Here is a 20328-nt window from a genome sequence, read left to right as displayed (position 1 = left end):
CATCGCCCCTGCCTGCAAATTGCTTTAAATTACGGCTAACCGCTGGAGTCGATTTTCCATTGCTTTTACAAAACGTCCCGGCGCATCCTCGTCTAGATTGAAGTAAAGAGAGGGCTCAATCAGTTCTGCTTCGATTAAAACAAATTCATCGTTATGTCTTACGAAATCCAAACGCGCATAGAGCAATGATTGCGCAATCTGCTTTAGGGTATTATCGCCTGCAGCCAGGAGAGCGGGTTCGGGAATAATTTTCTTCAAACGCCCTCCATGCTCTTCTTGCACTCTAAAATCGCCCGATTTAGGTGTTTTTAAGATGGCATGACTGTATTGGCCATCAAAATAGAAAAGAGAATATTCGCCTTCCTCAACAATAGCCGACATAAAAGGTTGTACCATAAAGTTGCGCTGCTCAAAGGTCTCTGCCAGCATCGACGAGCTATCTTTAAGCTGGTCAATCCTAACTCGATAAGTATCGTCAGCATTAGCACTCACGCACGGCTTAATGACTAGCTCTTCGACATTAAATTGCTGAAAACACGCCAAAACCTTCGATAAATCATAGTCTCCAAACCAGGTTGTCGGAACAATAGCCACTCCTTTCGCTTGGAGTTCCTGGAGGTAACGTTTGTCAATATTCCATTCAACGATTGAAAGTGGGTTATCTAAATGGGTATCAGAATCATCTATTTTACGCAAAACCTCGAGAAACTCATCGGCATGATCTTGATAATCCCACGTCGAGCGAATAATCGCAGTGGTATATTCATTCCAATCGACATCAGCTCGCCAAGAAACGGTCTCACACTGCCAACCGGCATCCGCTAGCGGCGCTTCTAAAAGCTGATCATAAATTACAAAGTCTTGAGTATTATCCATTGAGAGAATTGCGCATTTTTTCATTTGATTACCATCACATACTATTTTTCAGGTGTTCCAAGCATATCGAATCGACACCTCTGTTGTGTTTGAGGGATTCTATCACTTTGCTTTTGATTAATCAGAGTTTTCAATTCTAAGGCTAAGCACCTCAAACTGGAACAATATTTGAATATTCGGCTGGCCTTTATCAACCAACTTGTTATCATCTCACCCTAACCTAGTAGCGTTTAGAGTCACTGCTTATGAGACGTTTACATTTAATGTACGCAATCGCCATCCTCGCTTCTTTTGCACCACAGCTTAACGCTGAAATAGAAAACTTAGCTGATGACCCTCGGTTTGAAGTGTGTTATCTCGAGGCTTTTAAGCAACAAAATAAGAATAAGACACTCGAACAAGTTAAGGCTGAATGCATCCAAAAAATTGCCGAAGACAATGGTGGAACAATCGAAAAGCTGTCACCGCTAGAAAAGCGTATCAATGAAGAGTTAAAAAACGTCTACAATCCAAACGTCATCACCCCGCATAAACGTAACTACTTGCTCCCAATTAGCTATCTTAATCAACCTAATCAAGCGCCCTACGAAAATACCAATTACGCGGGATTACTTGATAACTGGGAAGCAAAGTTTCAGCTCAGCTTCAAGGCTCCCTTAGCTCAATCTCTAATTAAAGACAAAGATGTATTATTCTTTGGATTTACGATTGAATCTTACTGGCAAGCCTACAACACGGATATATCATCTCCTTTTAGAGAAACTAATTACACGCCCGAAATTTTTTATGGATTTGTAAACGATTTTACGATCGGTGAGTGGACCAATAGAGTGAATGTAATCGGTATCGAACACCAATCAAACGGACAATCACAACCTCAATCTCGAAGCTGGAATCGAATCTACGCGCACTTTGTATGGGAAAACGATCGCTGGATTGTCGGTTTTAAGCCCTGGTATCGTTTACCTGAAGACGACAAGCTTGACCCGAATGATCCCGATGGTGACGATAACCCTGATATTGATAAGTTTCTCGGTCACTTCGAGTTTACAAGCACTTATAAATGGGACGACCAAACATTTGGGGTTATGTTCCGAAACAACCTTCGCTCAGATAACAAAGGGGCTATCCAGCTTGATTGGACGTTTCCAATGGGTAGTCGCTTTAAAGGGTACGTACAGTACTTTAATGGCTATGGAGAAAGCCTGATTGATTATAACGAGTCAGTACAACGGTTTGGAATTGGTGTATTGCTCTCTGATTTTTTCTGACCCGGATGCAAAGCTTTCAGCGATTGAAGTTTGCGAGAATAGAATTTAGATTTACCTGATGAGATTGAACCTAACATTCTCAATTTAAGAACTCAATTTCTACAACTTGAATTCAAAAATTAATAACCCACAAACAGCCCCTCGCTAGTAACGAGGGGCGTTTCACAATTAACCGACCCAATTCCTCGCATTACGGAACATTCGAGTCCAAGGTCCATCTTCTCCCCACTCAGCTGGCGCATACGAATTCTGCACTGTTCTGGCAACTCGCTCAGGGTGAGGCATCATTATGGTTACCCGACCATCTGTTGAAGTGAGACCGGTAATTCCGAACGGCGAGCCATTAGGATTACTTGGATATTGGGTTGCAACTTGGCCATAATTGTCGATAAATCGCGCACTGATTAGTCCAGACTTGTCGGCTTGTTGGGCTGCAGCTTCGTCAGCAAATTCTGCACGGCCTTCGCCATGAGACACTGCAATCGGAATCCTTGAGCCTTCCATACCCTCGAAGAAAATTGATGGACTTTTGGCTACTTCAACCATCGAGAAGCGCGCTTCAAACTGCTCCGATAAATTTCTTACAAAGTGTGGCCAGTGGTCGGTACCAGGGATAATCGAGCGTAGATTGGACATCATCTGACAACCGTTACAGATCCCGAGGGCAAAAGTATTTTCTCGAGCAAAAAATTCGCTGAATGCCTCTTTCAGTTTTTCATTAAATAAAATCGACTTTGCCCAACCTTCACCGGCACCTAGTACATCACCATAGGAAAACCCGCCACAAGCAACTAAGCCAACAAAGTTATCTAAGCTGACTCTTTCACTCATCAAATCACTCATGTGAACATCAATCGCATTAAAACCAGCTTTGATAAATGCTGCTGCCATTTCTAGATGACTATTAACCCCTTGCTCTCTTAAAATCGCGACTCGCGGCTTCTCAGCGACATATCCAAAGCGCTCGACAATATCTTCACTTGGGTCAAACGTTAAATGCGGCTTTATTCCAGGATTACCACTATCGAGTCTGGCATTTTTCTCTTCCAAAGCACATTGTGGGTTATCTCTCAATGCTTGCATTTGATAAGTGGTTTCAGACCACAAAGCACGCAAATCCATTAATTCTCGATTTAGCCAGAGCGCGTCACCGTGATGCACTTTGATGGCAAGTTCCTTCTGAACGGACCCAATATCGTGGACAATCTCTTTTAGCCCAAATTGAGCAAAAGTTTGCATCACTTTGTCTTTGTGTTTTTCTGAAATCTGTACAACACAACCGAGCTCTTCATTAAACAAGACGTTTAACGCTTCACTTGATAATTCCGCAAGATCAATATCCAACCCACAATGACCGGCAAATGCCATTTCTGCCAGGGTTGTAATCAATCCTCCATCTGAACGGTCGTGATAAGCCAATAAAACACCTTCTGCATTTAGATGCTGAATCGCTTGGAAGAATCGTTTGAAAATTTCAGCATCTTCAACGTCTGCACACTCGTCACCTAATTGGTTAAATACCTGTGCCAAGGCGGTTGCACCCAAGCGATTTTTTCCGTGACCTAAGTCGACCAAAATCAACCGAGTATCAGTATCTTGTGACAGTTGTGGAGTTAACGATTGGCGAATATTGGTGACTGGCGCGAAAGCGGTGACAATCAGCGATAAAGGCGCAACGACACTCTTATCAATGTTCCCATTTTCACTCTCTTCTGCCCACACTGTTCGCATTGACATAGAATCCTTGCCGACAGGAATCGCGACACCAAGTTTTGGACAAAGATCCATGCCGACAGCTTCAACAGCTTCAAAAAGACCGGCATCCTCGCCTTTTGCGCCACACGCAGCCATCCAGTTTGCGCTCAGTCGAATCTTACTGATGTCGTCAATTTTCGCACTAGCGATATTGGTAATTGATTCCGCAACAGCCATCCTCGCAGCGGCACCATAATTTAAATTTGCCGCGGGTGTTCTTTCACCCATTGCCATTGCTTCACCCGTATTTGCTTGCAAACTCGACGCCGTTACCGCGCAGTCAGCGACTGGAACCTGCCAAGGACCGACCATTTGATCGCGATGCGATAAACCGCCAACGGTCCGATCGCCAATAGTAATCAAAAATGTTTTGTCAGCAACTGCCGGTAGCGTCAATACACGATCGAGAGCCTCGTCTAAAGTCGCATCAATTTGCAACTTCTTTTCGACAACTTTGGCGGACTCGACGGTACGATGCATCTTGGGTGGCTTGCCGAACAAAACATCCATCGGCAAATCAACTGGTTTGTTATCAAAATGCTCGTCATTCAAAGTTAAGTGCAACGCTTCGGTCGCTTCACCTAACACTGCGAAAGGGCAACGCTCACGCTCGCAAATACTTTGAAATTTCTCAAGATTTTCGGGGGCGACCGCCATCACATAACGTTCTTGTGACTCATTACACCACACTTCAACAGGGCTCATTCCTGGTTCGTCATTAGGTACTCGACGAAGCTCAAAACTGCCACCGCGTTCACCATCATGCACGAGCTCCGGAACAGCGTTTGACAAACCGCCCGCGCCAATATCATGAATAAACTCGATGGGATTGTCAGTACCCATAGACCAGCAAGTATCGATAACTTCTTGACAGCGCCTTTCCATTTCTGGGTTATCACGCTGTACCGAAGCAAAATCCAAATCTTCGTCACTTGTACCTGATGCCATTGATGAAGCGGCGCCTCCACCGAGACCAATTAGCATCGCAGGACCACCGAGAACAATCACATGGTACCCCGGTTTAACTTCCGCCTTTTCAACATGTTGTTCGCGAATGTTTCCCATTCCGCCAGCAATCATTATGGGTTTATGGTAACCGCGGACTTGTTCTCCATAATCAAATTCAATATTTTGCTGATAAGTTCTGAAATAGCCGCACAACGCTGGGCGACCAAATTCATTGTTAAATGCAGCACCGCCAAGTGGACCTTCAAGCATAATGTCGAGTGCGGAAACGATTCGACCGGGTTTCCCGTAATGATTTTCCCATGGTTGTTCAAACCCCGGAATTTCAAGATTAGATACGCTAAATCCTGTCAAACCAGCCTTAGGCTTACCACCTCGGCCCGTCGCGCCTTCATCTCTAATTTCACCACCAGAACCCGTCGACGCACCCGGAAATGGTGAGATTGCAGTCGGATGATTATGGGTCTCTACTTTCATCAAAATGTGGATGGGTTCGAGATGATAACGGTATTCGTTAGAGTCAGCGTCAGACCAAAGACGAGGTTGCTCAAAGCCCTCGATAACTGCTGCATTGTCCTTGTATGCAGAGAGTACGCCATCCGGCGAAACTTTGTGGGTATTGCGGATCATGTTGAATAGTGAAATGTCTTTATCCTCACCATCAATTGTCCAACTTGCATTAAATATTTTATGGCGACAGTGCTCCGAATTAGCTTGCGCGAACATCATCAACTCTACATCGGTTGGGTTGCGTTCTAACTCGTTAAATCGATCCACTAAATAGTCGATTTCATCTTCCGCAAGCGCCAATCCCAACGAGGAGTTTGCCGAAACTAACTCCTCGCGACCGCCTTTTAATATATCCACTGAAATGAGCGCTTTAGGCTCTTCATGCTTGAACAAAACTTCCGCCGCTTCAAAATCAGCAAACACGCTATCCATCATTCGGTCATGAATCAATGGCATTAGTTGTGTAACCGCGTCGTCAGAAAGATCTTGTCCTTGATTATCTTGAAGATACCAGCCGATTCCGCGCTCTAGCCGATTGACCTCATGCAGCCCACAATTGTGCGCAATATCTGTTGCTTTCGATGACCAGGGTGAAATAGTGCCTTGTCTCGGCGTGACTAAAACAAAGGCTCCTTTGGTTTCTTTAACTAACTTTTTGGAACCGTAAGTTAACAATTTGTTTAGGGTCTCTAACTTGGAATCAGGTAATTCCGCATTGGTATCTGCAAAATGAACATACTCAGCATAAATCTGACCGAGATCGGATACTAAAGTTTTTCCTTCATCAAGTAATTTCTGGGTTCTAAACAAGGATAAAGCGGGAGCACCACGGAGTATAAGCATATTGATTTGACTCATAACTAGGGGGGTTGAATTCAAGGCGCAATGATACGCTAATTTAATTGATTAATTAACCTAAAAATAATGCTATTTAAGGTAATTTAAAATACCGATTACAGGTCATCCCGCCTGATTAAAGAAAAATTTACAAATTTCCGATAATCGGTAGGTCGTCGCTGCAGACCGCTTAAATAGCGAGCTGCGCAAATTTTGAACGCCTTTAAATATCTCTTTTGATAATATTTACCCTTGTACAAACTTGATCAAACTCCATTAAACAACGATAATTCACATAAAACGGATATAAATCAATCACTTGCGAAGACCGTGACGAGTGATTAAACAGCGTGTTTTTGGCCTTCGAGATCAAGAACTTAGGCGAAAAATTTCATAAACTACTTGCAGAATGGGCAAGTTTTCACGGTCCAATTGAAGGGAGCAGTCGTACCAGGGAATTCTTTGGCGAACAAACTATCACTATATGCAGCATGTTAATCGATTTATTACAGCCCTGATTAAGCCCAGTTTGCTTCCGCAGAAGCAGACGGCGCGTGTGTTGTTTTTATCGCTCGCAACCCTCTTCGTGTCAAGCTGTAGCCAACAAGCGCCCTCTAAGTTGGAGCAAGTTCTTAATCGCGGAGAAATAACGGTCGTCACTCGTAACAGTCCAACCACCTATTATGAGCGAGCGGATGGTTTCGCTGGGATTGAATTTGAACTCGTTGAGCTGGGATTGAATTTGAACTCGTTGAAGGGTTTGCTGAAAAACTAGGTGTTAAAGTTAATTTTGTTGTCAGTGATGACCTCAAAGAGATTGCAGAAATGATTGAGTCGGGCGAAGCCGATATCGCTGCAGCAGGTCTCTCAGTCACCGAAGAAAGAGAAAACTACTTACGATTTGCACCAGCATATCAACAAATCACCTCAAAACTTGTTTTTAAACAAGGTAAAAAATGGCCAAGAAATATCAGTCAACTTGACGGCGAGTTACGGGTGGTTGCACATTCATACTTCTCTCAAGAATTGCTCAACTTGAAAAAAACCGAACCTGGATTACATTGGTCAGAAACAAGCGAACATTCAACCGAAGAATTGCTCATGATGGTGCTAGACGAAACGATTGATTACACCATCGTGGATTCAACTGAGCTCGACTTAAATAGACGATTTCACCCGGAGCTGGCGGTTGCATTCACGGTAGGTAAACCGCAAAGTCTCGCCTGGGCAGTGAAAAAGTCTGATGACTATTCTCTTTTTGCGCAAATAATCGAGTACTTCGGCGAACAAAAATCAGCAGGGCGTATCGCACAGTTAACCGAAAAATACTACAGCCATGTTGAGAAGTTTGATTATGTTGGCGCTCGCACGTTCCACCGCGCTACTGAAAACAAGCTCGGTAAATACAAAGACATGTTTGTTGACGCCGCTGGTGAAGATTTAGATTGGCGATTACTGGCCGCATTGAGTTATCAGGAATCTCATTGGCGACCTAAAGCAAAGTCACCGACCGGTGTTCGAGGTATGATGATGCTTACCTTAAATACAGCGAAACAATTGGGTGTGACCAACCGACTTGACGCCGAACAAAGTATTGACGGTGGTGCTCGATATCTGCGTAAAGTTTTAAAACGTGTTCCCGAAAGAATTCAAGATCCAGACCGAACTTGGTTTGCGCTTGCCGGCTACAATGTTGGTTGGGGTCATGTAGAAGACGCTCGAATTATCACTCAAAAACAAGGTGGCAATCCTGACTCTTGGGCTGATGTCAAAGAGCGCCTACCGCTGTTACAGAAGAAGCGTTGGTACAAAAAAACCAAACACGGCTATGCTAGGGGCAATGAACCAGTGCAGTACGTGACCAATATCCGACGTTACTATGATGTTTTAGTTTGGCAGGACGAAGAGCAACAACCGGCAGATCCGCTTGAGTTGAATCCTAGCCAAAAGACACAAACGCTGATTGCATCGAAAGACGACTCCGCTGAAAATAACCAAACAGAACGCGTTGATTAGGTTCTACGCGTTATCTCTGAACCATTGATTAAACATTTGTGTGATCAACGTAATCTAAAACGCGTTAACTCGATATTTCTATTCTCTTGCAAGCTCCCAATCAAACTGGGCGAGCTGGTATCATTGGCCAACCACCTGAAAATTTTATAACCGAGCCAGTGTGAAAAATGTTTATCGCGAAAGGTCCAACAAATTCGAGGGCATTAGCGACTGGTGCCAATTTTTTAGTCTGATTCAACATCTTTGTTTCTGATTATCGTGAGTAACGATTATTTTGAGTAACGATTATTGGGAATAACGATAATTGTGATGAAGAATCCTGTAACCGTAAATAACACTTATGGAATAGAAAGTCGGTCTGGAAAATCGGACTGGAATATCGGACTAGCATTGCACTAGTAATTGCAATGACTTTAACCAGTGTAAAGCTAAATAGGTGTTCCTTGATGGAACCTTATTTACCAGTTTCCCGCTTCTCTAATCCAAATTGAAGAACGCATCGCTTGCCTGGAAATGTTTCCGGCATTGTCTATTCGCTCGGTTTTGTAGATCAATAAAATGACACTGGGCGATAATTCTTTATATTCAAACTCGCTCGCGACAATTTGATAATCACTTTCAGGTTGCTGAGTGAGGCTTTGAGTTATCGACTCGAAATCATAAACTTTTCCAGAATAACCCACCTCGATAAATGATGGATGGATCAAACGTACTAACTGAGTCAGATCGCTTCTAATTTCCGGTCGATGTAGCGCAACTTCTTTGTCTTTAATCGTGGAGAAATACTGCAAAGTCAATCAACTTTATTCGTCTGCCGCTTGACCCGAAAGAATAAAATTCAATTGTGTATTTTCTTCGTCAGTCAGACCTGCAAGTTTAATTGGTTCAACTTTTCTTTTACGAGCTTCTTGATAAGTTATAAAAGAATCTCCAGGTTTGTCAGGAAATACCGCTTTCATACTTTTTTTGAGATTTTGCTGAGTAAGCCGGCTATAACTGCCTACTTCAACAAGTTTGTCTAGATGTGATGACTCATTGTCTCTTTGACGGTAGTGTTTATCTTGTTCAGTCCCCATGTCGACCTTCCTAGTGTGTAAAAAACCAATCCGATGTTAAAACGGCTTAATTCAACATTGGCACAGATATTAGACAAGCGGACAAACATTAAATGAATTTACTCAGAATTACAAATTTGAGAGTGATATTCGACTTCAAGCCAACCAGTTATTTAAATTAAATAGTTTTTACTTGATCGCCATTTTTAAGATTTAATTAGTTGGAACATCGATAATGGCAAAGAATCACAAGAAATTTTGCGAAAAAAGGTAACAATCATACTGATTGTTACCTTCTTCAATTCTGCAAAAACTTACAGTACTCGTAGAGGACCTACAGGACAATCCTTTTAACCACCGACTAATTTCATGGGCAATTGCCAAAGAATCTCCCGCCCTCAGCGGTTTTTACTCAACAGAATCTTGCTCTGTTGAACCTGACTGCTCTACTGTATTCGGCAGCAATTTAGCGCGGATTTGCATTTCGATTTCTTCCGCGATTTCGGAATTTTCAGTGAGAAAATCTGTCACTTTAGCTTTACCTTGTCCAATACGATCGCCTTTATAGCTGTACCAGGCACCAGCTTTATCGACAATGCCTTCCTTCACACCAATATCAACGATCTCTCCTAAACGTGATGTACCTTGTCCGTAGAGAATTTGAAATTCAGTTTGTTTGAATGGTGGTGCGACTTTATTTTTAACGACTTTGACCCGAGTTTCATTACCGATAATTTCATCACCTTGCTTAACTGCGCCGATTCGTCGAATATCCAAACGGACTGAAGCGTAAAATTTAAGTGCGTTACCGCCAGTTGTTGTTTCTGGATTGCCAAACATTACCCCGATTTTCATCCGGATCTGATTAATAAACACGACAGTGCAGTTAGTTCGTTTTATGTTAGCAGTGAGTTTTCTTAGCGCTTGTGACATCAATCTAGCCTGCAAGCCCATATGAGAGTCACCCATATCACCTTCAATTTCAGCCTTTGGCGTTAAAGCTGCTACCGAGTCAATGATGACTAAATCTACGCCTCCCGAGCGTACTAACATGTCGCAGATCTCGAGCGCCTGCTCGCCGGTATCGGGTTGTGAAACCAATAAATTTTCTAAATCGACACCTAATGCCTCGGCATAAATTGGGTCAAGAGCATGTTCAGCATCGACAAATGCCGCTGTGCCACCTTGTTTTTGGCACTCAGCGATCGCTTGCAAAGTTAAAGTTGTTTTACCCGAAGACTCTGGCCCGTATATTTCTATAACACGCCCTTTTGGCAAACCACCAATGCCGAGTGCAACATCCAGTCCCAGTGAGCCCGTTGAAATCGTGTCGATCTTTTGCGCTTGAGCTTCACCTAGGCGCATTACCGAGCCTTTACCAAATTGTCTTTCGATTTGACTTAGCGCTGCATTGAGCGCTTGCTTACGATTATCGTCCATTATCTTCTCCACAAGATTGTTGAATTCGTTTTGTTGACTTACTCTCTTCGTATTCGTCTGTTTTCGTATTTGTACGCCAATAAGTTTGTCACTTTTAGCGTTATCTTTCCGGGCATCCCTTGGGCACCTGGCTACCTGGGCACCTGGCTACCTGGGCGCCTGGCTACCTGGCTACCTGGCTACCTGGCTACCTGGCGAGCTTTAAGTATTAGTCACAGTCCTTTCCTTGATGTACGCTGTTTCTAATACTCACTTGCCTCGATGCAGACGCCATACAAGCACTACTTAAATAACTACTATCGAAACTGACACCATCCTACACCTACTTATGCGAGTAGGCAAGTTTTATTTAACCTCTCCCTTACAAGCTTTCACAAAGCTTCTCGAGCAGTTCATGAGATTATTGTAATTACTCGAATCGAAGAGATCTATCCTAGTTAAATAGGTGTGTCGCTTTTTCAAACAGATCAAATTAGAAATGTATTAGAAGGAAAAATTCGCCAAGATTAGTTTTCCGAAATATCCTTTAGCCAATCTTTAAGCTGGTACCACCAATAACTCATTTGTGCCGCAGCAGGCCCGAAAAGGCTTCCGTTCCACGGCAGTCCCCAAGGCTTAAATTGTTTGTAACTTTGGTCCTGTTGCGAAATTGCAGCGGCAATAATCTCGCCCGCAGCGGTCGTTGGCGCGACGCCATGCCCTCCAAAACCAATCCCGTACCATACGCCGGGTTTTAACTGTCCGATTTGCGCCATCTGATGGCGCGCATAACCCATCCATCCACTCCATACTCTTTCAATTTTTACATCTTCAAAATCCGGAAATACCCGCAACATATCTTGACGTAATTCCTCTCCTAAGTCCCTCGGTTCGCTGGTGTTAGCGCTAATCCTGCCCCCCCACAAAACCCGACCGTCATTTAATGGCCGGTAATAATCAAACGCAAATCGAGTATCGTAAATAGCTGAGCGAGTTTTCAAATAAGTCTGCAATCGGCTTCCCAATGGTTCAGTTGTCATCACATAAGTTGCTATCGGTAATATGGAGCGAGCCACTGGCGGACAAATATTTCCGATATATCCACCAGCAGCAATCACTAAATGCTTACACCGAATGGAACCATTTTCGGTAACTACTCGTTTTTCTGCGGCATCAGTTTGCAAATCTACTACTCGGGAGTTTTCAAAAATTAATCCACCACCAGACTTAACTTGCTTGGCAATTGCCGCGGCATAATTAAGCGGATGAAAATGCATCGCATTCGGTTCGTAAAGCCCACCACAGTATCGTTCTGATTGAATCCTTTGGCTCAGCTCTTGCGGTGAAAGATACTCCCAATCAGTGTTCATAAATTCTTTCATAAAACGCTGTTCTTGGATTAACCACCGCTGATCTTTAAACCAATTAGCCCAAATAACCCCTTCATCAACCAAATCACAATCAATCTCATACTGACTGACTCTGCGACGAATCAAATCCACAGCAGCCGTTGTAAGACGATAAAGTGACTGCGCCGCTTCGGGCCCAACCTGTTTCACCAGTGCTCTTGGACCCAATGAATATCCACCAAATACGAAACCTCCATTACGACCGGACGCGCCCCAACCAACCTTTTCCGATTCAACCAGCGCAATGTTTGTATAACCCCGATCAATTAAGCCGATAGCAGTCATCAGCCCTGCATATCCGCCACCTATAATGCAGGCATCTACTTCAATCGACTCGACTAACTGAGGATAATCTGCGTCGTAATTAAGCGTATCTGAGTAATAACTTTGAATGTAGGCGGAAGATATTGAGGACATAATTGACCATTGTTTTTATAAATTAGCTTTGAGCCAGGGCGAACAAGTTTACGCTGATACTTTACAATAGAGAAATCCTATTTATCGCTCTATGTTATAACTGCAAAGCAGTAATAGTATTCCAATTCCAACCAAATCAAGTAAAATGGCCCGCATCAACTGAATTTTGGAATCACTCAATGTCTATCGTCATTAAAAATGCAGAACAGATAGAAAAGATGCGCGTCGCAGGTCAACTGGCGTCAGAGGTCTTAGAAATGATTACACCCTATGTTAAGAAAGGTGTTACGACCAACGAATTAGACAAAATCTGTCACGACTACATTGTGAATGAACAAAAAGCGATTCCAGCACCACTTAATTACAATGGCTTTCCAAAATCCATATGTACCTCGGTAAACCATGTAATTTGTCATGGTATTCCAGCGGACAAAAAACTACGTGAAGGCGATATTATCAATATTGATATCACAGTCATTAAAGATGGGTTTCATGGCGATACATCGAAAATGTTCTTTATTGGAAAGACATCGGTTCTCGCTCAAAATTTAGTCAAAGTCGCACAAGAATGCCTGTATATAGGCATTGATATGGTTAAACCTGGGGTACGACTTGGTGATATTGGGCATGCGATTGAAACCCATGCTCACAAGAACCGTTTTAGTGTTGTAAGAGAATACTGCGGGCATGGCATTGGCGAAGTGTTTCATGAAGAACCTCAGGTCCTTCACTATGGCAAACCCGGAACGGGCGTGACTCTTCAAGAGGGCATGACCTTTACGATTGAACCTATGATTAATGCTGGAAAACGTCACTCAAGACTGCTGCGAGACAACTGGACAGTGGTCACAAAAGACAAATCACTCTCTGCACAATGGGAGCACACCTTGTTAGTTACAAGCGACGGAGTCGATGTCTTGACGAAACGCCCTGACGAAAAGTTTTAAGCGTTTTACCCCGTGCCTGTAAAAACCAATCAGCAAAGCCAATTGGTCATCAAGCAGCTTGCTCAGCTGCTTGATTTTAGTGGTTTGAGCACTGAGCCACACGCGCTTTTGCCCACTCTCAAAGAATATTTGGATGTTTCAAACCAATACTTAGAAGAGAGCTTTGTCAATGGAACCAATATCAGAGTCCTTGTTCCAACCCGGTCCAAACATATCGACAAACTCCTTTCGGCGCTCTGGAAACACTTACAAATTGATGAGTCGATTTCACTAATAGCCGTCGGCGGGTATGGCCGAGGGGAACTTCACCCCCAGTCAGATATTGATTTACTGATCTTAAGTCAAAAAGCGCTCGCAAGCGAAGAGCAACAAAAGATTAGTCGTTTAATTTCACTTTTGTGGGATGCTCGTTTAAAAGTTGGCCAGTCGGTTCGTGATTTAAAAAGCTGTGTAAAGCTGGCTAAAGAGGATGTCACGATAGCCACCAATTTGATGGAAGCCCGACACCTATGTGGATCGAGTGAGCTATTTGAGAAGCTAAGAGAGGCAACATCCCCCAAAAAAATATGGAAAGCTAAAGATTTCTTCGTTGCCAAAACGACGGAACAAAAAACACGTTACAAAAAATTTGATGGTTCTTCATTCGACCTAGAACCAAACGTAAAATCAAGTCCAGGTGGTTTACGCGATATTCACCTAGTGAGCTGGATTTCTCAAAGAACTTACTTTCCCAAGTCGTTGCCGGAACTGGTGAAACAAAACATCATTACCAAAAAAGAATATTACACGCTTGTCAAATGCCAATTGTATATTTGGCGCGTCCGATTTGCTTTACACATAGTGAGCGGCAAACCCGAAGACCGGTTGCTTTTTGATTATCAAAAAGCGGCAGCAAAGTTGATGGGCTATAAAGATACTGAGACTAGTTTAGCCGTCGAAAAAATGATGAAAAAATACTATCGTTCGGCGTTGGTTATTCGCAATATCTGCGATATCTTACTTCAGATTATGGAAGAAGATATCCTTGGTAATAAGTTTAAAAAAGAGATAAAACAAATCGATGATAAATTTCAAATAGTGAATCAACGCATCGATGCTATCGACAGACAACTCTTTGTAAAAGAGCCGAGTCAGTTACTGAGAGTTTTCCATTATGTTGCTAAGGATGATTCACTTAAAGGTATCACCGCCTCTACACTCAGATCAATTCGAGCGGCAAGATACAAAATCACTAAAACTTTTTTAAATAAGCCTGAGAACAAAGAGTTATTTGTTCAGTTCTGGCACATTATGCATACTTCGTCGCGCGCCATGTTTCTCATGAAAAGAAGTGGCGTTTTAGCCGATTATTTAAAACCCTTTCGTCAAATCACCGGTCAGATGCAATACGATATGTTTCACAATTACACCGTTGACGAACACACTTTATTTTTACTGAAGAATTTGAGCGAATTCGCAGACCCTGCACTCAACGACAAATTTCCAGTTTGTAGCGAGATAATGCAGCGTCAAGAATATCCTGAGGTGATTTTTCTTGCCGGTCTTTTTCACGATATTGCCAAAGGACGAGGTGGCGATCATAGTGAACTTGGCGGCGTTGAGGCCAAAGAGTTTTGGCAGCGACATAATATGCAACAAGAACATGGCGAAATGATAGAGTGGCTGGTCGCAAACCATTTGAATATGTCGATGATCGCTCAAAAAAGAGATATTTCCGACCCCAAAGTCATCGAGAATTTTGCCAGTATTGTCGGCAATGTGTGGCGACTTGAATTGCTTTATATTCTTACGGTTGCTGATATTCGAGCAACGAGTCACAGCTTATGGAATTCTTGGAAAGACTCGCTGTTACTAAACCTTTATCTCAATACCTATGCGTATTTAAATGAGCAAACTAAACCTTCAGCTGAGACCTGGCTTGAGAGTCGTGAACAAGCTATGACCATTTTGCTTGAAAAAGGATTCCAAGAGGCAGAAATTGAGGATTTGTGGCAACACTTAGATCCGCAGTATTTTACTCGCCGAAAAGTCAAAACTATCGCCTGGCAAACGGGTAAAATTTTATCTCAACAAAACGAAAAAGATATTATTGTTGGCATCAAATCGACACCACAAAGAAGTGGTAGTGAAGTCTTTGTGTATAGTCCTGACAAAGAAAACTTGTTTGCAGCTTTAACCGCAACACTCGCCCAACATGGCCTGAGCATTCAAGCGGCAAATATTTATACGGCTAAAAATGGCTTTTGTTACGATAGTTTTTTTGTTCTAGATGAAGAAGGAAAAGCACTCAGAAATGAATCAATTAAGAGCCAAATTAAAAGTGCAATTGTGGCTAATGTCAGTAAAGACAAGGCTATGAAAGTCAGTGTTCAACGGATGATGCCGCGGCAGTTTAAATACTTCTCCATTCCAACAGACGTACAATTCACCGATGATGAATTTACCGGCTATACACGTATGGAACTAGTGGCTAGAGATCAACCGGGCTTACTGGCCACCGTAGGCCGGGCTTTCGTAAACACTCAAGTTCGATTACATGACGCTAGAATATCCACTTTCGGCGAAAAAGTCGAAGACACCTTTATCATCAGTCATCGAGATAATACCCCGATTACAGATGAAACAAAACGTGACCAAATTCGTAAAGAAATTACTGAACAATTAAAAAATTAAATTTAGCACTAAGGAACTAACCATGAATCCTTTGATACAAACCATCGAAAAAGCATTCGACAACCGTCTTAGAATCACGCCGGAAAATGTCACTCCGGAAGTAGCCAATGCAGTAAGAGAAACGCTCAATATGTTAGATAATGGTGAACTAAGAGTCGCCGAGCCGATTGAAGAAGGTTGGCAAGTTAATGAGTGGGCGAAAAAGGCGGTATTACTCTCGTTTAGAATCTCAGAAAATCAAGTTGTCGATGCGGGCCACACAAAATTCTTTGACAAAGTCCCCTTAAAATATGCGAACACCCAGCAAGAAGATTTTGAGCAAATGGGCGTACGCGTCGTTCCACAAGCGGTAGTTCGACAAGGTTGTTACGTCGCACCTAACGTCGTACTCATGCCAAGTTACACTAACATTGGTGCATACATTGATGAAGGTACCATGGTCGATACATGGGCCACCGTTGGCTCGTGTGCACAAATTGGTAAGAATGTTCACTTATCTGGTGGCGTTGGTATCGGTGGTGTCTTAGAGCCACTGCAAGCCAGCCCAACCATTATTGAAGACGACTGTTTTATCGGTGCAAGAAGTGAAATCGTAGAAGGGGTAATCGTAGAACGTGGTAGTGTCATTTCAATGGGCGTATTTATCGGCCAAAGTACTCGAATTTATAACCGCGAAACCGGCGAAATTACTTATGGTCGAGTGCCAGCAGGTAGCGTCGTTGTTCCAGGAAGCTTGCCTTCAGAAGACGGTTCTTATAGCTTAAACTGTGCGGTTATTGTCAAACAAGTCGACGATAAAACTCGTTCAAAAACTTCAGTTAACGAACTTCTAAGACTCGTCGAGTAACTCTGATAAAACAGCACGAGGATTAATTGATGAAAATCTATGGAATTAAAAACTGTGATACAGTCAAAAAAGCGCTCAAGTGGCTTGACTCAAACTCACTTTCTTATGAGTTTCACGATTTTAAAAAGGAGCCATTGAGCCAAGCGCTCGTTGATCAATGGTTTACTCAAGTCGATTTAGAAAAACTCATAAATAAACGAGGAACGACTTGGCGACAGCTTGATGAATCACAGAAAGATTTATCCAATACTCAAGCGCTTAAGCAATTGGTGATTGAAAAACCGACACTGGTTAAACGCCCTGTCGTTGAGAACAATGGTCAATGGTCGGTCGGCTTTAAAGCCGAAGATTGGCAAAACCAGTTCCTTTAGTTTTATTTTTTAAGAATAAATAGGCTTACATCCCATGAGTAAAGTCGACCTAAATGCTACTACTTTAGACATTGCAAAAAACTTGATTGCTCGCCAGTCCGTGACGCCTGTTGACGCGGGCTGTCAGGCATTCATGGCCGACTTTTTAAGGCCACTTGGTTTTGAAACCGAGCATATGGACTTTGAAGATACAGAAAATATCTGGTCAACTCGCGGCCAAAAGACAATTAAAGCGAATGCGAATAATCCGTGTTTTGTGTTCGCCGGTCATACCGATGTGGTACCGCCTGGTAATTTAGAACAGTGGGTGACACCGCCTTTTGAACCTGTTGTAAAAGACGGAATGCTTCACGGTCGCGGTGCTGCTGACATGAAAGGCTCGCTAGCCGCAATGCTCACTGCAACCAGAAAGTTTGTCCAAGCGTTTCCGGATCATAAAGGTACGATAGCCTTTTTGATTACCAGCGATGAGGAAGGACCATTTATCAATGGTACCGTCCGCGTTATTGAAGAACTCATGAAACGTGGCCAACCAATCGACTATTGTATAGTTGGTGAGCCTTCATCAACAGCGAAAGTTGGTGATGTGATCAAAATCGGTCGACGTGGCTCTCTGACTTGTTGGCTAACAGCGAAAGGCGTACAAGGCCATGTTGCTTACCCTCACCTTGCCGATAATGCGATTCACCGAGCGGCTCATTTTATTGATGAGCTTGTTAAGATTGAGTGGGATCACGGCAATGAGCATTTTCCGCCGACCAGTTTACAAGTGACTAATTTTAAAGCCGGCGAGGCAGTTAACATTGTTCCTGGAGAAGCGGCGATAGAGTTCAACTTGCGTTATTCGACGGAACAAACTCATCAACAAATCCAATCGACCGTTGAATCTCTCGTAAAAAAACACGCACCAGATTTCAACATACAGTGGAAACTCAATGGAGAGCCTTTTTTAACTCAATCCCATGACTTAATTGACGCAGTTTCCAGTTCGATTCAACAAGTTTGTCAAATCGAAACAAGTGCACAAACCAGTGGCGGCACTTCTGATGGTCGGTTCATCGCGAAAACCGGCGCTCAAATCGTCGAACTGGGTCCAATTAATAAGACGATTCATCAAGTCAATGAGTGTGTGGCAGTTGAGGATTTAGAGACTTTAAGCGAGATTTACTACGAAACACTAAAACGCGTGTTACTATAGTGACTTAATGAGAGTTACCCCTTAAAAACTGTATCCTTACGGAGATTAAATGCAGCTTTCTTGGCAGCAAGCAATCGGACTTGAAGAGACTCACTTGAGTGAGTTTAATGATGGCCTTGGCGGACAGGTTTTAGTTCATTCAGCAATCGTTGATGACTTACAAAAGCTCATAGATGCGACGCGAGCGGCAGGCCTAACAATCGCTATCGTCAGTGGTTTTAGGAGCTTTGAAAGGCAACTATCAATCTGGAACGATAAATGGCAAGGGTACCGACCGGTTTATTCAAGACATGGCCGCCCTCTCAATATTACCAACATGTCAGAAATCGAAAAATATAAAGCGATTGCTCTGTGGTCGGCACTACCTGGTATGAGTCGCCACCACTGGGGAACCGATCTAGATATATTTCTCGCAGAACCAATAAAACAGGGCTACCAAGTAGAACTTACGCTTGCAGAGTTCGCAAAAAATGGCCCTTGTGAAAAACTCGCTGAATGGCTAAGCCAGCGATTACAATCATTGGGCTTCTTCAGGCCTTATAGTGAATATTTGGGCGGCGTTTCACAAGAACCTTGGCATATTTCACACCAATCAGTGTCGAGTAAAATAAGCCAATCTTTTGATTTTAAAGCTTGTGCCAATTATATAAGCGCGAGTGAAATACAAGCCGCAAAGTTTATAACGAGTCAGCTTAATCACTATCGTAAAAATTATTTCGAGAATATTAGCACTTGCTAGAAAAAGTATTCATGACTAGACCCATTAATCTGAATATTAATTAGGCTTTTGGGCGGAGACAAAAAGTATGAGCACAGCAGTCTGGGCAATCATTTTCGTTTTTGCTTTTATCATCGGCGGAATGATAACGCTTTTGCGAACTGCGAATAAATACAAATTCCCTAAAAATTATGATCGATCGAAGGTTGGGTTTGACGATGAAGATGACTGGCCTGCGCGTTCTAATTCTAAGAATAATTCAGAAGTTACACCAAACTCAGCTAGTCTTGATGATACGCCCCCTGCTGAAACTGAACAACCTAAAAGTTAACTTGTCGTAAGGTTAATCAACGAAGCGATACCACCATAAAAAATCGTCATAAAGCGTTAAGAAAACTAAACTGACATAGCTGGCAAACGACAGTGACACAATCGGCTAATTAATTAACTCTAAGGCTTTTTGAAATGCGGGCTTAGTCACGGGTTTAGGAATAACCATTTTCATTCCCATTTCTAAATACTTTTTCTCAACGCCGTCCGTGGCATTGGCAGTCAGTGCGACGATTACGGGTTTATGCCCCTCGCCTTTAAGAATCTCTCGAGTCGCTTGCAAACCATCTAGAACAGGCATTTGAATATCCATGAATATCAAGTCAATCTTGTGCTTCTGACATTTCTCAATCGCTTCTTCACCATTTTGGGCGGTTACGACCGACTCTTTTGGAACACCCAGGGATTTTAAGAAGGCACTCGCCACTTTAACATTTATATCATTATCATCAGCTACTAAAACAAGCATACAATCGTTCTGCCATGAAATATTTAGCAACAACCAAGACGATCATGACCACTTGAGTTCCCTTCATTCATGATACATTCTTATCAGTGCTTAATTGTTATTCGTTATCCTTGCATATCTAGATTTAAGAATAGCCCAAATAGCAATGTTTCGCATTAAATCGCGGCGAAATAGTTTGGATTAACTTATAATCTGGGCTTATCGGTATAACTGGCTACGCCTATAATTTTTGATTCAGTTAAAA

At 42.8% G+C, this 20328-nt stretch carries 17 protein-coding genes; 10 read left to right on the top strand and 7 right to left on the bottom strand.

Annotation, left to right across the window (positions count from 1 at the left end; translation table 11 throughout):
* Positions 1-24 precede the first annotated feature (24 nt).
* Positions 25-900: an ATP-grasp domain-containing protein gene (locus tag FLL45_RS11540; protein ID WP_142942155.1), complete on the bottom strand. Its 876-nt coding sequence runs from the start codon at positions 898-900 to the stop codon at positions 25-27.
* A gap of 221 nt (positions 901-1121) precedes the next feature.
* On the opposite strand from FLL45_RS11540, the gene FLL45_RS11535 reads away from it, so the two are divergent.
* The gene (locus FLL45_RS11535) at positions 1122-2147 is read left to right on the top strand and encodes a phospholipase A (RefSeq protein WP_142942154.1); all 1026 of its coding nucleotides are present in this window, start codon (positions 1122-1124) and stop codon (positions 2145-2147) included.
* 168 nt (positions 2148-2315) lie between these two features.
* Here the strand turns inward: FLL45_RS11535 and purL are convergent, their stop codons facing one another.
* Positions 2316-6221, bottom strand: a complete 3906-nt coding sequence (gene purL / locus FLL45_RS11530; RefSeq protein ID WP_142942153.1) for a phosphoribosylformylglycinamidine synthase — start codon at positions 6219-6221, stop codon at positions 2316-2318.
* Positions 6222-6699: 478 nt separating this feature from the next.
* Between purL and FLL45_RS11525 the strand changes: the two genes are divergently transcribed.
* Positions 6700-6990: a hypothetical protein gene (locus FLL45_RS11525; protein ID WP_142942152.1), complete on the top strand. Its 291-nt coding sequence runs from the start codon at positions 6700-6702 to the stop codon at positions 6988-6990.
* Positions 6951-8231, top strand: a complete 1281-nt coding sequence (gene mltF, locus FLL45_RS11520; RefSeq protein ID WP_142942151.1) for a membrane-bound lytic murein transglycosylase MltF — start codon at positions 6951-6953, stop codon at positions 8229-8231. The genes FLL45_RS11525 and mltF overlap by 40 nt, the downstream gene beginning before the upstream one ends.
* A 458-nt stretch (positions 8232-8689) precedes the next feature.
* Here mltF and FLL45_RS11515 read toward each other — a convergent pair whose 3' ends face one another.
* The 4 genes from FLL45_RS11515 to FLL45_RS11500 form a co-directional block, all read right to left on the bottom strand.
* A complete protein-coding gene (locus FLL45_RS11515) occupies positions 8690-9028 on the bottom strand; it encodes a nuclear transport factor 2 family protein (protein ID WP_142942150.1) in 339 nt (112 codons plus the stop codon).
* Positions 9029-9034: 6 nt separating this feature from the next.
* A complete protein-coding gene (locus tag FLL45_RS11510) occupies positions 9035-9307 on the bottom strand; it encodes a hypothetical protein (RefSeq protein WP_142942149.1) in 273 nt (90 codons plus the stop codon).
* 387 nt (positions 9308-9694) lie between these two features.
* Positions 9695-10726, bottom strand: a complete 1032-nt coding sequence (gene recA, locus FLL45_RS11505) for a recombinase RecA (RefSeq protein ID WP_142942148.1) — start codon at positions 10724-10726, stop codon at positions 9695-9697.
* Positions 10727-11232: 506 nt separating this feature from the next.
* Entirely contained in the window at positions 11233-12531 is a 1299-nt protein-coding gene (locus tag FLL45_RS11500; protein ID WP_142942147.1) for an NAD(P)/FAD-dependent oxidoreductase, read from the bottom strand.
* A 53-nt stretch (positions 12532-12584) separates the two neighbouring features.
* Between FLL45_RS11500 and map the strand changes: the two genes are divergently transcribed.
* The 7 genes from map (at position 12585) to FLL45_RS11465 (ending at position 19616) form a co-directional block, all read left to right on the top strand.
* Positions 12585-13478 carry a type I methionyl aminopeptidase gene (gene map, locus FLL45_RS11495; protein WP_342778751.1) on the top strand — a complete coding sequence of 298 codons (894 nt, stop codon included), beginning with the start codon at positions 12585-12587 and terminating at the stop codon, positions 13476-13478.
* 12 nt (positions 13479-13490) lie between these two features.
* Positions 13491-16151: a [protein-PII] uridylyltransferase gene (gene glnD / locus FLL45_RS11490; protein WP_142942145.1), complete on the top strand. Its 2661-nt coding sequence runs from the start codon at positions 13491-13493 to the stop codon at positions 16149-16151.
* A gap of 22 nt (positions 16152-16173) precedes the next feature.
* The gene (gene dapD, locus FLL45_RS11485) at positions 16174-16998 is read left to right on the top strand and encodes a 2,3,4,5-tetrahydropyridine-2,6-dicarboxylate N-succinyltransferase (protein ID WP_142942144.1); all 825 of its coding nucleotides are present in this window, start codon (positions 16174-16176) and stop codon (positions 16996-16998) included.
* Between the two features lie 29 nt (positions 16999-17027).
* Positions 17028-17369: an arsenate reductase gene (locus tag FLL45_RS11480; RefSeq protein ID WP_142942143.1), complete on the top strand. Its 342-nt coding sequence runs from the start codon at positions 17028-17030 to the stop codon at positions 17367-17369.
* Positions 17370-17403: 34 nt separating this feature from the next.
* Entirely contained in the window at positions 17404-18567 is a 1164-nt protein-coding gene (gene dapE, locus FLL45_RS11475; protein WP_142942142.1) for a succinyl-diaminopimelate desuccinylase, read from the top strand.
* A 49-nt stretch (positions 18568-18616) separates the two neighbouring features.
* Positions 18617-19306: a M15 family metallopeptidase gene (locus FLL45_RS11470; protein ID WP_142942141.1), complete on the top strand. Its 690-nt coding sequence runs from the start codon at positions 18617-18619 to the stop codon at positions 19304-19306.
* Positions 19307-19373: 67 nt separating this feature from the next.
* Positions 19374-19616, top strand: coding sequence for a DUF2897 family protein (locus FLL45_RS11465; protein ID WP_142942140.1), 243 nt, complete (start codon positions 19374-19376; stop codon positions 19614-19616).
* A gap of 105 nt (positions 19617-19721) precedes the next feature.
* Here FLL45_RS11465 and FLL45_RS11460 read toward each other — a convergent pair whose 3' ends face one another.
* A complete protein-coding gene (locus FLL45_RS11460) occupies positions 19722-20084 on the bottom strand; it encodes a response regulator (protein WP_142942139.1) in 363 nt (120 codons plus the stop codon).
* Positions 20085-20328: the final 244 nt, after the last annotated feature.

Source organism: Aliikangiella marina (genome assembly GCF_007004765.1).
GTDB lineage: Bacteria > Pseudomonadota > Gammaproteobacteria > Enterobacterales > Kangiellaceae > Aliikangiella > Aliikangiella marina.
This window is presented reverse-complemented; position numbering and strand designations above follow the sequence as displayed.